The 14,293-nt window shown below is 67.8% G+C and carries 11 protein-coding genes and 2 tRNA genes; 7 read left to right on the top strand and 6 right to left on the bottom strand.

Features of this window, described 5'->3' with window-relative positions; translation table 11 throughout:
* Positions 1-2: 2 nt before the first annotated feature.
* The 4 genes from AU197_RS11615 to AU197_RS11600 form a co-directional block, all read right to left on the bottom strand.
* Positions 3-950 carry a phytoene/squalene synthase family protein gene (locus tag AU197_RS11615; RefSeq protein ID WP_064402805.1) on the bottom strand — a complete coding sequence of 316 codons (948 nt, stop codon included), beginning with the start codon at positions 948-950 and terminating at the stop codon, positions 3-5.
* Positions 947-2,455: a phytoene desaturase family protein gene (crtI, locus tag AU197_RS11610; RefSeq protein ID WP_064402804.1), complete on the bottom strand. Its 1,509-nt coding sequence runs from the start codon at positions 2,453-2,455 to the stop codon at positions 947-949. Before crtI ends, AU197_RS11615 begins: the two co-directional genes overlap by 4 nt.
* A complete protein-coding gene (locus AU197_RS11605; RefSeq protein WP_064402803.1) occupies positions 2,455-3,519 on the bottom strand; it encodes a polyprenyl synthetase family protein in 1,065 nt (354 codons plus the stop codon). Before AU197_RS11605 ends, crtI begins: the two co-directional genes overlap by 1 nt.
* Before the next feature lie 190 nt (positions 3,520-3,709).
* The gene (locus AU197_RS11600; protein WP_064402802.1) at positions 3,710-5,140 is read right to left on the bottom strand and encodes a phytoene desaturase family protein; all 1,431 of its coding nucleotides are present in this window, start codon (positions 5,138-5,140) and stop codon (positions 3,710-3,712) included.
* Between the two features lie 54 nt (positions 5,141-5,194).
* On the opposite strand from AU197_RS11600, the gene serA reads away from it, so the two are divergent.
* Positions 5,195-6,781 carry a phosphoglycerate dehydrogenase gene (serA, locus tag AU197_RS11595; RefSeq protein ID WP_064402801.1) on the top strand — a complete coding sequence of 529 codons (1,587 nt, stop codon included), beginning with the start codon at positions 5,195-5,197 and terminating at the stop codon, positions 6,779-6,781.
* An 8-nt stretch (positions 6,782-6,789) separates the two neighbouring features.
* Entirely contained in the window at positions 6,790-7,800 is a 1,011-nt protein-coding gene (locus AU197_RS11590) for a 3-isopropylmalate dehydrogenase (RefSeq protein WP_064402800.1), read from the top strand.
* A gap of 322 nt (positions 7,801-8,122) precedes the next feature.
* Here AU197_RS11590 and AU197_RS11585 read toward each other — a convergent pair whose 3' ends face one another.
* On the bottom strand, positions 8,123-9,328 hold the full coding sequence (locus tag AU197_RS11585) for an MFS transporter (RefSeq protein ID WP_064402799.1): 1,206 nt from the start codon (positions 9,326-9,328) through the stop codon (positions 8,123-8,125).
* Positions 9,329-9,444: 116 nt separating this feature from the next.
* Between AU197_RS11585 and AU197_RS11580 the strand changes: the two genes are divergently transcribed.
* The 4 genes from AU197_RS11580 (at position 9,445) to AU197_RS11565 (ending at position 12,057) form a co-directional block, all read left to right on the top strand.
* Entirely contained in the window at positions 9,445-10,257 is an 813-nt protein-coding gene (locus AU197_RS11580) for a fumarylacetoacetate hydrolase family protein (protein ID WP_064402798.1), read from the top strand.
* Positions 10,254-11,729: a glutamate--tRNA ligase gene (gltX, locus tag AU197_RS11575; RefSeq protein WP_064402797.1), complete on the top strand. Its 1,476-nt coding sequence runs from the start codon at positions 10,254-10,256 to the stop codon at positions 11,727-11,729. Before AU197_RS11580 ends, gltX begins: the two co-directional genes overlap by 4 nt.
* A 118-nt stretch (positions 11,730-11,847) precedes the next feature.
* A tRNA-Gln gene (locus tag AU197_RS11570) sits at positions 11,848-11,922 on the top strand.
* A 62-nt stretch (positions 11,923-11,984) separates the two neighbouring features.
* Positions 11,985-12,057 (top strand) — tRNA-Glu (locus AU197_RS11565).
* A 31-nt stretch (positions 12,058-12,088) separates the two neighbouring features.
* Here AU197_RS11565 and AU197_RS11560 read toward each other — a convergent pair.
* On the bottom strand, positions 12,089-12,790 hold the full coding sequence (locus tag AU197_RS11560) for an IclR family transcriptional regulator (RefSeq protein WP_064402796.1): 702 nt from the start codon (positions 12,788-12,790) through the stop codon (positions 12,089-12,091).
* A gap of 38 nt (positions 12,791-12,828) precedes the next feature.
* On the opposite strand from AU197_RS11560, the gene leuC reads away from it, so the two are divergent.
* Positions 12,829-14,289, top strand: a complete 1,461-nt coding sequence (leuC, locus tag AU197_RS11555; protein ID WP_064402795.1) for a 3-isopropylmalate dehydratase large subunit — start codon at positions 12,829-12,831, stop codon at positions 14,287-14,289.
* Positions 14,290-14,293: the final 4 nt, after the last annotated feature.

The raw sequence follows: 14,293 nt of genomic DNA, 5'->3' as shown, positions 1-14,293 counted from the left end.
CGTCACGCCTTGGGTTCCTGACGCCGTGCCCTCCACGCCTTGAGTAGTCCGGCGCACCCGACGCGGATGCGGCGACCCGTGCCGACGGTGGCGCGCTGGCTGAATACGGCGAAGTCGATTTGTTCGATACGGTCGAGGATTTCGGAGTAAAGGGTGAGGGCGACCGAAACGCAGGGGCGCGACCGCGGGCTCAGATGAGCGATGCCGCGCCGCGCGAAGTCGTACACGCGTCGATTGATGGCGTGTTGTTCGACCAGTGCCCGGCGCACCCTGGCGTCGGTGCGGCGGTTCTCGTGGCACCAGGTCAGCACATCCCGGTCGACCCCGTGTGCGGCCAGTTCGTCGGCGGGCAGATAGACCCGGCCGCGTTCGAGATCCTCGTCGATGTCACGCAGGAAGTTCGTCAGCTGGAACGCTTTTCCGAGCGCGGCCGCGTACGGCGCGGCCTCCTCGCGCGGACCGACGGTGCCCAGTACGGGCAGCAGCTGTAAACCGATGACCTCCGCCGAGCCGTACATGTAGCGATCGAGGGCGGCCCGGTCGGGATAGTCGGTGACGCTCAGGTCCATGCGCATGGAGCCGAGGAAGTCGTCGAACAGTTCCCACGGGATGCCGTACCGCCGGGCGCAGTGCACGACGGCGGCGAGCGACGGATCGCCGTCATCGCAGCTGCCCTGCGCGAGCCGGTTGAACAGCTGAGTGGCCAGCCGCTGCAACTGATCGGCGCGCTCGCTCATGGGAATGACGGGATCGAAGTCGTCGAGGATGTCGTCGGCGCGGCGTGCGAAGCCGTACAGCGCATGAACGGCGGGGCGCTGTTCGGGCGCGAGCAGGCGGGTGGCCAGGAAGAAGGTGCGGCCGTGTTCGGCGTTGATCGTGCGGCAACGGCGATAGGCCTCGCGCAGTGCCGGGTCGTGTACGCCCGCGGCGTCGAGTTCGGAACCGATCATGCTTGCACCACCTGGCTACGGGCCCGCCGGACTGGCAGGCCGGTGATTCGGTCGGCCGCCAGCCGCCCGGACAGCAGCGCGGTCGGCACACCGACTCCCGGAACGGTCGACGACCCCGCCAACACCACGTTGGCGACGCCGCGAACGGTGTTGGCGGGACGGAACGGGCCGGTCTGGCCGAACGTGTGGGCCAACGCGAACGGGGTTCCCGCGGCCATCCCCTGGCGCGCCCAGTCCGCTGGATCCACGACGTGCAGCACCTCGGGGTCCACCCCCACCTGCGGAAGCCGTGAGCTCACCACGTCCATCATCTGGCTCACGTAGTCGTCGCGGGTCGACGCCCAATCGACGTGTCCCACTGCGAGGTTGGGTGCGGGGGCGAGAACGTACAGCAGATCCCGGCCCGCGGGCGCCAGAGACGGGTCGCCGGCGGTGGGGCGGGTCACCAGCAGCGACGGGTCCGACATGACGCGTCCGTCATCGATGATGTCGGTGAACGTCCTCTCCCACTGGTCGCCGAAGACGATGGTGTGGTGTCCGACGTCCGGACCCACAGCGCGGCAGCCGACGTGGGCCACCACCGCCGACGGGGCGGGCCGCAGCGGGAGCGCACGTCGCGGCGTGCGACCGAGCAACCGGTAGGTGTCGGGCAGTTCGGTGGTCAGCACCACCGCGTCGGCGGTGATCCGGTCGCCGCCCTCGGTGTGGACCGCGACCACTCGGTCGCCTATGCGTTCCAACGCCGAAACCGGTGCACCGTAACGGAATTCGACGCCGGCGTCGGTCGCGGCCGCGGCCAGCGCGTCAGGCAACGCCCGCACGCCGCCGCGGGGGAAGTACACGCCGGAGATCGTGTCCATGTAGGCGATCACGGCGTACACTGCCAGCGCCCGGTGTGGCGGCACACCCGCGTACAAAGCCTGGAAGGTGAACACCCGCTGCAGCCGTTCGTCGCTGATGAAGCGGCGCACCATGCGGTCCCACCGCCGGAAGCCGCCGATGGCGGTCAGCCGGGCGAGCTGCGGTGTCAGCAGCGACAACGGTGAGTCGAAGTTCGCGGCGATGAACCCGTCGAACTCGACGCGGTACAGCTTGGTCAGCCAATCGCGAAGGCGCAGATAGCCCTCCGCCTGGCCGCGGCCGGCGAAGCCCTCGATCTCGGCTGCCATCGCGGTGGCATCGGCGCGCACGTGAAGTGAGCTGCCGTCGGCGAACGACGCTCGGTACGCGGGATCGACGTTCATCAGGTCCAGTCGGTCCGCGGCCGTCTCGCCGACGGCGGCGAACGCGTCGTCGATGATGTCGGGCATGGTCAGCACGGTCGGCCCCGTGTCGAGGCGATACCCGTCGATGTCGGCGCGGCCGACGCGTCCACCCGGGTGGTGTCCGCGTTCGAGGACCGTCACGGTGCGTCCCCGTCCCGCGAGTTGTAGCGCCGCCGACAAGCCGGACAATCCCGCGCCGACCACGACGACGTGGTCGGTGCGTCCCGCGACGCTGCGCATCACGCGGCCCGTTCGGTGCAGGCGGTGGCCATGTCGGCAAGTGCGGTGCGGATCAACGGATCCAACTGCCCGGTGTCGATCAGCTCGAGCGCGCGGGTGAGGCGCGAATCGATCAGCTGTTCCACCCACTCCAGTGCGCCGGTCGCGACGATCAGCTCGCGCCACCGGCGGATGTCTTCGTCGTCCAGGTCAGAGGCGCTCATCAGATGGGTGAGGTCGCGCCGTCGGGGCGCGTCGGCGAGGCGGTAGGCGGCCACCACGACGCTGGTCGCCTTGTGCTCGAAGAGGTCGCTGCCCGCCGGCTTCCCGGTGATCTCGGGCGACCCGAAGATGCCGAGGACGTCGTCGCGCAGTTGGAACGCCTCGCCGACCGCTTCGCCGTACTCGCCGAGCAGCATCAGCACGCCGGGCGGACATCCGGCCATGTCGGCGCCGATCTCGAGCGGTCTGCGCACCGTGTAGTTGCCAGACTTGCGCCGCAATACGTCGAGAACCCGTTCCCACTCCGGGAATTCGGCGGCATCGTTGACCAGGTCGGCGAACTGGCCGACGGCGAGTTCGGTGCGCATCGCGTCGTATCTCTGCCAGCCGCGCCCCAGCGCAGCCTCGTCGACGCCGCTTTCCCGCAGCATCTGTTGAGCCCACACCAGGCACAGATCACCGAGAAGGACGGCCGCGGCCTCGCCGAAACGCTCCGGTGAACCCGACATCGCCCGTTCGCGGTGCCATTGCGCGAATCTGACGTGAGCCGAGGGTCGTCCCCGCCGCAGCGCGGAGGCGTCCATCACGTCGTCCTGCAACAGGGCGAACGCGTGAAGTAATTCGAAGCTCGCCGCCGCTCGCAGCGCACCGGGGTCGTCGTCGGCGTTGGACAGCCAGCCCAGGTAGGCGAACGTCGAGCGGACGCACTTGCCGCCGTCGACGAAATCCCGCAGGACGTCGGCGGCGATGTCGACGCCGGCGGACTTGAGATCGTCGGCGCAGCGCGTTGCCACGAATTCGTTGAGTGACCGAAGCACCTCATGGCGTATGGCGTCGCGCCAACGAGGAAACGCCGTGGTCATCAGCCCTCTGGGCGGAGCGGAGAGCTCTGACACCGACAGGAGCGGGGTCTGCGTGTTTCCGTTGATACCGCGCAAGCAGCGTCCCCTTCACTCGATGCGATGCAAGTACCCGAATCGGTCGAACTCAACCGGGGTACCCCTTCTGCGCGCACCTATGCATCGAATTTGCATCGATCGGATCGGGTCTTTGTCAGGGAGACAGCGCGGGCATCGTCTTGATGCCGAATTCGCGTCGCAACACCGTGCGCGCGGCGAAGTAACCGGCCATGCCGTGCACTCCGCCGCCGGGCGGAGTGGCCGACGAGCACAGATACGCCCCGGGGATGGGCGTGGTCCATGGATTGAGTCGAGGAGTCGGCCCCGTCAGCGCATGTATGAGGGTGTTACCGCCGACGCCGATGTCGCCGCCGACCAGGTTGGCGTTGTGTTCTGCCAGGCGCGCGGCGGGAACGGATCGGACGGCCACCACGGTGTCGCGGAAGCCGGGCGCGAAGCGCTCGAAGATGTCGGTGACCCGCTCGGACTGGTCGACGGTCGACCCGTTCGGAACGTGCGCATAGGTCCACAACGGTCGACGGCCTTCGGCGTCGATGCGACTCGGATCCTCCAGGTGCGGCTGCGCGGCGAGCACCATCGGCCACTCGGGGTGGCGCCCGGCGACGATCTCGCGTTCGGCGTGGGCCATCTGTTCGCGGGTGCCGCCCATGTGCAGCGTGGGGGCCCGGCGTAAGCGCTCGTCGGTGAACGGGACGTCCTCGGAGAGCACAAAGTCGACCTTGGCCACGCCGGGGCCGAATCGATAGCGTTGCAACGCTCTTGCGTAGCGGCGGGGCAGCTTGTCCCCGTAGATGTGCGCCAGCGCGGTGGGCGCGGTGTCGTAAAGCGCGACACCCTCGGGTGGTTCGGTGACCTCCTGACCCGCCGTGATCGCGCCGCCGTGAGCACGGAGATCCGAGATGAGCGCATCGACGATGGCCTGACTTCCCCCGACGGGGATGGGCCAGCCGACGGTGTGCGCGAGCGTGGCCAACATCAGGCCCCCACCCGCCGACACCAACGACGGCATCCGCGAGATCACATGTGCGGCAACGCCGCTGAACAATGCGCGGGCGTCGGCGCCCTTGAGCGCACTCCATGCGGGTGTGCCCTGTTCGAGCAGCCTGCTCGCCACCTGGACGGCGGCGACCGGGTTGCTCGGCACCGATCGTTTGTCACCGAGCAGCAGGTCGAGAACGGCGCCGTCGCGTTCGACCATGGGGCCGAAGAGCCGGCGCCACGAGTGCCCGTGCTCGAGCTCCGCGACCGTCCGGTCGAGGTCGTGGTAGCCGATCGCTGCGGGCGCCCCGGGAAGTGGGTTGGCGTAGGAGACCTCGGGCACCCGCAAGCTCACGCCACGGGCAGGCAGGTCGAATTCGGCCAGGAACGGCGATGCCAGTGCGAGCGGGTGAACGGCCGAACAGATGTCGTGGGAAACGCCGGGAAACTCCGGGTCGGCGAGGGTGCGAGCACCGCCTCCGAGGGTCGGCTGCGCCTCGAGCACCTGCACCGACAACCCGGCCCTGGCGCAGATGACGGCCGCCGCCAAACCGTTGGGTCCGCTGCCGACGACGGTGACGTCCACGCTGGTGCTTCTCCCACCGACCACCCGAACATTCAAGCCCATTAGGCTGACCGCGTGAGTCTGCCCGTTGTATTGATCGCCGACAAGTTGGCCGAATCGACAGTCGCCGCCCTCGGTGACCAGGTGGAGGTCCGTTGGGTCGACGGTCCGGACCGGCCCAAGCTGCTGGCCGCGGTGGCCGTCGTGGTCGCGTTGCTGGTGCGCTCGGCGACGACCGTCGACGCCGAGGTGCTCGCCGCTGCGCCCAAGCTCAAGATCGTCGCGCGCGCCGGAGTGGGGCTCGACAACGTCGACGTGGACGCCGCCACCGCGCGCGGTGTGCTGGTCGTCAACGCGCCGACCTCCAACATCCACAGCGCGGCCGAGCACGCCCTGGCCCTGCTGCTGTCCGCGGCGCGCGAGATCCCGGCCGCCGATGCGTCGTTGCGCGCGCACTCCTGGAAGCGCTCGTCGTTCTCGGGCACCGAGATCTACGGCAAGACCGTCGGCGTCGTCGGATTGGGCCGCATCGGTCAGCTGGTGGCTCAGCGCCTGGCCGCGTTCGGCACCCACGTCGTCGCCTACGACCCCTACGTGTCGGCGGCCCGCGCTGCACAGCTCGGCATCGAGTTGCTCAGCCTCGACGAGCTGTTGGAGCGCGCGGACTTCATCTCGGTGCATCTGCCGAAGACACCGGAGACCGCAGGGCTGATCGGCAAGGAGGCGCTGGCCAAGACGAAGCCCGGCGTGATCATCGTCAACGCCGCCCGCGGCGGCCTCATCGACGAGGACGCCCTGGCCGAAGCGGTGCGCTCGGGTCATGTGCGCGCGGCGGGCATCGATGTGTTCGCCACCGAGCCCACGACCGAGAGCCCGCTGTTCGAACTGCCGCAGGTCGTGGTGACCCCGCATCTCGGCGCGTCGACCGCCGAGGCGCAGGACCGGGCGGGCACCGACGTCGCGGCCAGTGTGAAGCTCGCGCTGGCCGGGGAATTCGTTCCCGACGCGGTCAACGTCGGCGGGGGAGTGGTCGGTGAAGAAGTCGCGCCGTGGCTGGATCTCGTCCGCAAGCTCGGCCTGCTGGTCGGAGTGTTGTGCGACGAGCTGCCGGTGTCGCTGGCGGTACAGGTCAAGGGTGAGCTCGCCGCCGAAGACGTTGAGGTGCTTCGGCTTTCGGCGTTGCGAGGGCTGTTCTCGGCGATCATCGAAGATCCCGTCACGTTCGTCAACGCACCCGCGCTGGCCGCCGAGCGGGGCGTGCAGGCCGAGATCAGCACCGCGAGCGAGAGTCCCAACCACCGCAGCGTGGTGGACGTGCGGGCCGTCTACGCCGACGGATCGACCGCCAATGTCGCGGGCACGCTGACCGGCACTGACCTGGTCGAGAAGATCGTCCAGATCAACGGGCGCAACTTCGACCTGCGCGCCGAGGGCATCTATCTGATCATCAACTACGTCGACCAGCCGGGCACGCTAGGCAAGATCGGCACCATCCTCGGCTCGGCGGGCATCAACATCCACGCCGCCCAGTTGAGCGAGGACGCCGAAGGTCCCGGTGCGACCATCCTGCTGCGCATCGACCGCGATGTGCCCGAGGATGTCCGGTCCTCCATCGCCGAGGAAGTCGGCGCGAAGATGCTGGAAGTGGTTGATCTGTCGTGACTTCGGCCATGAAGCTGGCGATCATCGCCGGCGACGGAATCGGCCCGGAGGTCGTCGGGGAGGCCGTCAAGGTTCTCGACGCTGTGCTTCCCGGTGTGCACAAGACGCCTTACGATCTCGGCGCGCGCCGCTACCACGCCACCGGAGAGGTGCTGCCCGACTCCGTGCTCGACGAGCTCCGCGGACACGACGCGATCCTGCTGGGCGCGATCGGGGACCCGTCGGTGCCCAGCGGCGTGCTCGAACGTGGGCTGCTGCTACGCATCCGGTTCGAGCTCGACCACCACATCAACCTGCGACCCGGCCGTCTGTACCCCGGCGTGAACAGCCCACTGGCGGGCAGTCCCGACATCGACTTCGTCGTCGTGCGGGAAGGTACGGAGGGCCCCTACACCGGGACGGGCGGCGCGATCCGTGTCGGCACTCCGCATGAGATCGCCACCGAGGTCAGCGTCAACACCGCCTTCGGCGTGCGTCGTGTGGTGACGGACGCGTTCGTCCGTGCCCAGCAGCGTCGCAAACATCTGACGCTGGTGCACAAGAACAACGTCCTGACCTTCGCGGGCGCGTTGTGGTGGCGCACTGTTCAGGAGGTCGCCGCCGAGTTCGGTGACGTCGAGGTCGCCTACCAGCACGTCGACGCCGCGACCATCCACCTGGTCACGGACCCGGGCCGGTTCGATGTGATCGTCACCGACAACCTGTTCGGCGATATCGTCACCGATCTGGCCGCCGCGGTGTGTGGGGGTATCGGCCTTGCGGCGAGCGGCAACATCGACGCGACGCGCACCAATCCGTCGATGTTCGAACCCGTGCACGGCAGTGCGCCCGACATCGCGGGCCAGGGGATCGCCGACCCGACCGCGGCGATCATGTCGGTCGCCCTGCTGCTGGCCCATGTGGGCGAAGTCGATGCCGCCGCCCGCGTCGACAAGGCCGTCGAGCAGCATCTGGCCACGCGCGGTGACGAAAAGTTGTCCACCACCGCGGTCGGCGACCGGATCGCGGGCTATTTATAGGTCGGCGTTTGCGATTTCGGGGCGGTCACGCCGTTCAGGTGCCCCGGAGGCTCAGGTACCCCGCACGCCCAGGTGCCCGGACGCTCGGGTGCCCCGGACGCTCGGGTGCCCCGGACGCTCAGGTGCCCCGGACGCTCAGGCACCCCGCGGGGGACTACCTCCCGCATTGCCCAGCTGACAGCGAATAATTCGCTGTCAGCGACTTATTCGCTCATAGGCGGACAATGACGGAAGTGGTTCCGGCGGAGACCGATGACGCTGCGTGAACATCCGCGCGGAAATCGCAATGAAGAAATCACAATGAGAAATCACCTTGCCGAAATCACAGTCCCGGCACCGGTTTCGGCGCACCTGAAGAATCTGCTGGCACAACCGGGATCGCCGCCAGCGGAAACAGTGCGCAGACCGCGAATGCGGCCGGATAGCCGGCAACCCCGATCAACCCGCCGAACACCGGTGCGGCGACGGCCGACGCGAGATGCTGGCTGGTGTTCTGGGTGCCCAGGGCGCGGCCGCTCCAGAACGGCCCGGCGATCTCGGCGATGGCGGTGAACGCCAAACCGTTGTCGGACACCGTGATCACCGAGGCGGCCACCATCGCCGCCACCGCGACCGGAGAGTTCAGCCAGTCCGACAGCGCGAGTGCTCCCATGGTGAGCGCCGCGGTGGCGGCGATGGCGCGGATCGGGCGAAGTCGTTGACCCAACCGATCCGACCAGAGCCCCGCCGTGATACGTCCGCCTGCTCCGAGCAATTGGGCCGCCATGACGACGAGGCCTGCCGAGCCGGCCGACCAGCCGCGCTCGGACATCAACCACGCCAGCGTGAAAGTCCACACCACGGCCTGCGGCACGACCAGCAAGACCGAAAAGGCGTGAATACGCCACAGCACCGAAGAGCCCCGATACGGGTTCGTGAGATGTTCGATCGGCGCCTCGGAACGCGGCGGTCGTGGCGGGTCGATCACCGCGACCAAGCACACCAGCGCCGACACCGCGCACACCGCCGCAGGAAACAGCAATGCAGTGGTCACACCGTGGCTTTCGGCCAACCGCGGAATCACCAACGCTCCCAACCCGACTCCCAACGGGGTGGCCGTCTGCCGGATCCCCATGGCCAGGCCGCGTTGCTCGACCGGGAACCAGCCGACCACCAACCGACCGCTGGCCGAATTGCTGCTGGCGGCCGCCATGCCGCCGAGAAACAGAAAAGCGCCTACCGCGACCAGGGATTCGGAGAAGGCAGCGGCGAACGCCGCCGCGGATATCAGCACCGAGCCGACCGTCAGCACAATGCGCTCGCCATAGCGGTCGACCACATAACCCCACGCGATCAACGTGATGACCAGCCCGAAGCTCGGCATCGCGGAGAGCAGGCCGGCCGCCGCGAGATCGAGGCCACGCTCGCTGTGCAGTGTCGGGATGAGAAACGCCGCGCCGTTGATGAAGACGTTGGCGCTCGTCGTCGCTCCCAGCGCGATACACAGCAACGACCACCGCCGGGCGGTGGTGAGTGTCTCGGCCGACATCGGTCCATCGTGGCACAGCGATCTCACGATGCTGAATCTGCATCTCATATGTCGAGACAAGGCTGGCGTGGGAGCGGTCGGCGGCCGCCACCGGCCCGGCTACTAGGCTGAACGCCATGCGCCTTGGCCGAATCGCCAGCCCCGACGGTGTCGCCTTCGTCAGCGTCGAGGGTCCACCCGACGATCCCGCTCAGGCGATCGCGAGGGAGATTGCCGAGCACCCCTTCGGCAATCCGCAGTTCACAGGCAGGCAATGGCCGCTGGCCGACGTGCGCCTGCTCGCCCCGATCCTTGCCACCAAGGTGGTGTGTGTGGGCAAAAACTACGCCGCCCACATCGCCGAAATGGCCGCACGTGCCGGGGACCGTTCGGAACCCCCCACTTTCGATGACCCGATCATCTTCATGAAACCCAACACGTCGATCATCGGTCCGAACGTGCCGATCCAGTTGCCTGCCGACGCCGATCCCGTCCATTTCGAGGGTGAGCTCGCCGCGGTCATCGGCAGGCCGTGCAAAGACGTGCCTGCCGCCCGCGCGGCGGAGAACATCCTCGGTTACACGATTGCCAACGATGTATCGGCCCGCGATCAGCAGCAGAAGGACGGCCAATGGACCCGCGCGAAGGGGCATGACACGTTCTGCCCCGTCGGGCCGTGGATCGTCACCGACGTCGATCCCTCCGACCTGGAGATCCGCACGGAGGTCAACGGCGTCGTCAAGCAGAACAGCAGGACGTCGATGATGATCCACGACGTCGGCGCGATCGTGGAATGGATATCCCGGGTGATGACGTTGCTGCCGGGCGATCTGATCCTGACCGGGACGCCGGAGGGCGTCGGCCCGATCGAGGACTCCGACACCGTCAGCATCACCGTCGGAGGTATCGGAACGTTGACGAATCCTGTTGTGCGCAAAGGGAAGCGATGACAAGTGATGTCCGGGTGCGGTTCTGTCCGTCGCCCACGGGTACGCCGCACGTCGGCCTGATCCGCACCGCGCTGTTCAACTGGGCGTACGCCCGCCACACCGGCGGCACCTTCGTGTTCCGTATCGAGGACACCGACTCGGCACGCGACTCCGAGGAGAGTTACCGCGCCATACTGGATGCGCTGCGATGGCTCGGACTCGACTGGGACGAAGGCCCCGAAGTCGGTGGTCCCTACGGGCCGTACCGCCAGTCGGAGCGACTCGACCTCTACCGCGACGTGATCGCCCGACTCCTCGAGGCCGGTGACGCATACGAGTCGTTCTCCACGCCTGAGGAAGTCGAAGCGCGTCATCTGGCTGCCGGGCGCAATCCGAAGTTGGGCTACGACAACTTCGACCGCGATCTGACCGAGGAGCAGCGGGAAGAGTTCCGTGCCCAGGGTCGTCGCGCCGTGGTGCGGTTGAAGATGCCCGACGAGGACATCGGCTGGCGCGATCTCGTGCGCGGAGAAACCACCTTCCCGGCCGGATCGGTACCCGATTTCGCGTTGACCCGCGGCAACGGGGAGCCGTTGTACACGTTGGTCAATCCGGTCGACGACGCGGCCATGAAGATCAGCCACGTCCTGCGCGGTGAGGACCTGCTGTCGTCGACCCCGCGTCAGATCGCGCTGTACCAGGCGCTGATGCGGATCGGTGTGGCCGACCGGATCCCCGAGTTCGCCCATCTGCCAAGCGTTCTGGGGGATGGCAACAAGAAGCTGTCCAAGCGCGATCCCCAGTCGAACCTGTTCTTGCATCGCGAGCGGGGGTTCATCCCGGAAGGCCTGCTGAACTATCTGGCCCTGCTGGGGTGGGGAATCGCCGAGGACCGCGACATTTTCAGCCTCGACGAGATGGTGGCGGCCTTCGACGTCGCCGACGTCAACTCCAATCCGGCACGATTCGACCAGAAGAAGGCCGACGCGCTGAACGCCGAACACATCCGCATGCTGAGCGAACAGGAGTTCACCGCCCGCCTGAGTGCGTACTTCGCCGAGCACGGTCACGACACCGGTCTCGACGACGACCGATTCGCCGAAGCCGCCGCGCTCGTGCAGACCCGCATCGTGGTGCTCGCCGACGCGTGGGACCTGTTGCGGTTCCTCAGCGACGCGGACTTCACCCTCGACGAGAAGTCGGCGGCCAAGGAACTGAAGCCCGGGGCGGTTCCGGTGCTCGACGCTGCGCTGGACGCCCTGGACAACGTCGGGGACTGGACCACGCCGGCGATCGAGGCGGCCCTGAAAGAGGCGCTGCTCGACGGCCTCGGGCTCAAGCCGCGCAAGGCGTTCGGCCCCATCCGCGTCGCCGCCACGGGCGCATCGGTCAGCCCGCCGCTGTTCGAATCGCTTGACCTGCTGGGACGTGAACGCAGTCTGGCCCGACTGCGCTCCGGGCGCGAGCACGCGGCGGCGCAAGCCGAGGCGTGAAAAAGCGGCCGAGAATCTTTGGTAGTCTGCACGTCGGTCCGGTACTACGCGCGACGGGTCCCGCCCGCCGCGCAAGGGGACCGGAAAGGGCCTGTGACCTGCGGTTACGGGAAACCTTTGGGGTATGGTGTAATTGGCAACACAGCTGATTCTGGTTCAGCCATTCTAGGTTCGAGTCCTGGTACCCCAGCCAATGACCGTGATTAGGCCGACAAATCTCACTGAGATATGCTGGCGATCCGGAAACCAGTTCTAGCCCCCGTCGTCTAGCGGCCTAGGACGCCGCCCTCTCACGGCGGTAGCGTGGGTTCGAATCCCATCGGGGGTACAGATTTCGCGTTCTGCGAACTGCGTCACTCTCACAGGCGGCGGGTCAGCGCGTCGGCAGCGGCCACCAGATCGGCGGCCCACCGCGCACCCGGCCGCCGGCCCATCCGGTCGATCGGCCCGGACACCGACACTGCGGCGATCACCACGCCGCGTCCGTCACGCACCGGAGCCGAGACACTCGCCACGCCCTGTTCGCGTTCGGCGGCGCTCTGCGCCCAGCCGCGCTTGCGCACCTCGGCGAGTGTGCGATCGGTGAATTTCGCGTTCGGCAGTACAGCCTGCTGGGTGGCGGCATCGGCGTAGGCCAGCAGAACCTTGGCGCCGGAGCCCGCGGTCATCGGCAGCGTGCTGCCGACCGGCACGGTATCCCGCAGCCCGGCAGGCGGTTCCAGCGCCGCCACGCAGATCCGCGAGGTGCCTTCGCGGCGGTAGAGCTGAACGCTCTCGCCGGTGATCTCGCGTAACCGGGGCAGCACGACCGCGCCCGCGGCCACGAGCGGATCGTTGACCTGTCCGGCCAGCTCGGTCAGGCCGGGACCGAGCCGCCACCGCCCGTCGCCGTTGCGCGCCAACAACCGGTGGGCCTCCAGGCCTGCGGCAAGGCGGTGCGCCGTGGCGCGCGGCAATCCCGTGCGCTCGCACAGTTCGGCCAGTCCGCAAGGCGAATCGGCGACCGCGTGCAGCACTCCCACGGCTTTGTCCAGTACGCCGATGCCGCTATCCTGTCTCACAAGGAGATATTAACGTCCCAGATTGTGAGATAGTCAAGATGTCCGTCGAGGGTTCCACTGCTGTACAAGGACGTGGTGACACACCGCGCACGTTGGCCGAAAAGGTGTGGGCCGACCACGTCGTCGTCGAAGGCGGCGGCGAGGGCGCCGCGCGCGAGCCCGATCTGATCTACATCGACCTCCACCTCGTGCACGAGGTGACCAGCCCCCAGGCGTTCGACGGGCTGCGGTTGGCGGGGCGTCCGGTGCGCAGGCCGGATCTGACCATCGCCACCGAGGACCACAACGTGCCCACGGTCGATATCGACAAGCCGATCGCCGACCCCGTATCGCGCACACAAGTGGAGACGCTTCGCCGCAACTGTGAGGAGTTCGGGATCCGGCTTCATCCGATGGGCGACGCCGAACAGGGCATCGTGCACATCATCGGACCGCAGCTGGGATTGACGCAGCCCGGTATGACGGTGGTGTGTGGCGACAGCCATACCTCGACGCACGGTGCCTTCGGCGCACTGGCGATGGGGATCGGCACGTCGGAAGTCGAGCACGTACTCGCCACCCAGACTCTGCCGCTGCGGCCGTTCAAGACCATGGCGGTCAACGTGGACGGGGAGCTTCCCGACGGAGTGAGCGCCAAAGACATCATTCTCGCCGTGATCGCCAAGATCGGCACCGGCGGAGGGCAGGGCCACGTCATCGAATACCGCGGCAGCGCCATCGAATCGCTGTCGATGGAAGGCCGGATGACGATCTGCAACATGAGCATCGAGGCCGGGGCGCGGGCCGGCATGGTGGCACCGGACGACACCACGTTCGAATTTCTGCGCGGACGTGCGCACGCGCCGCAGGGCGAACAGTGGGACGAGGCGGTCGCCGCCTGGCGCAGCCTTCGTACCGACGAGGGCGCCGAATTCGACACCGAGGTCTACATCGACGCCTCGACCCTGAGCCCGTTTGTCACCTGGGGTACCAACCCGGGTCAAGGGGTGCCGCTGTCCGATTCGGTGCCCGACCCGGAGCTGATGTTCGACGAGGGGCAACGTCAAGCGGCCGAAAAGGCGTTGGCCTACATGGATCTTCGGCCCGGTACTGCGATGCGTGATATCGCGGTCGACACCGTCTTCGTCGGATCGTGCACCAACGGTCGCATCGAGGACCTGCGGGTGACCGCGGAGGTGCTGCGCGGACGCAAGGTCGCCGACGGCGTGCGCATGCTGATCGTGCCCGGGTCGATGCGTGTGCGGCTGCAGGCCGAATCCGAAGGGCTCGGCGAGATCTTCACCGCCGCTGGGGCGGAGTGGCGTCAGGCCGGTTGTTCGATGTGCCTGGGGATGAATCCCGACCAGCTGTCACCGGGTCAGCGATGCGCATCGACGTCCAACCGGAATTTCGAGGGCAGGCAGGGCAAGGGCGGTCGCACGCATCTGGTGTCTCCCGCGGTCGCGGCGGCCACCGCAGTGCGCGGCACTTTGTCCTCGCCGGCAGACCTGACCGACTGATAGG

The sequence above is a fragment of the Mycobacterium sp. IS-1590 genome (assembly GCF_001500025.1).
Taxonomy (GTDB): Bacteria; Actinomycetota; Actinomycetes; order Mycobacteriales; family Mycobacteriaceae; genus Mycobacterium.
Note: the sequence above shows the minus strand (reverse complement) of the source record. Positions and strands in the feature narration are given on the sequence as shown.

Coding starts and splice junctions, on each gene's coding strand:
- AU197_RS11590 (WP_064402800.1), top strand. CDS start 6,790: ATGAAGCTGGCGATCATCGCCGGCGACGGAATCGGCCCGGAGGTCGTC.
- AU197_RS11585 (WP_064402799.1), bottom strand. CDS start 9,328: ATGTCGGCCGAGACACTCACCACCGCCCGGCGGTGGTCGTTGCTGTGT.
- leuC (WP_064402795.1), top strand. CDS start 12,829: ATGTCCGTCGAGGGTTCCACTGCTGTACAAGGACGTGGTGACACACCG.
- AU197_RS11615 (WP_064402805.1), bottom strand. CDS start 950: ATGATCGGTTCCGAACTCGACGCCGCGGGCGTACACGACCCGGCACTG.
- crtI (WP_064402804.1), bottom strand. CDS start 2,455: ATGCGCAGCGTCGCGGGACGCACCGACCACGTCGTCGTGGTCGGCGCG.
- gltX (WP_064402797.1), top strand. CDS start 10,254: ATGACAAGTGATGTCCGGGTGCGGTTCTGTCCGTCGCCCACGGGTACG.
- AU197_RS11605 (WP_064402803.1), bottom strand. CDS start 3,519: ATGACCACGGCGTTTCCTCGTTGGCGCGACGCCATACGCCATGAGGTG.
- AU197_RS11580 (WP_064402798.1), top strand. CDS start 9,445: ATGCGCCTTGGCCGAATCGCCAGCCCCGACGGTGTCGCCTTCGTCAGC.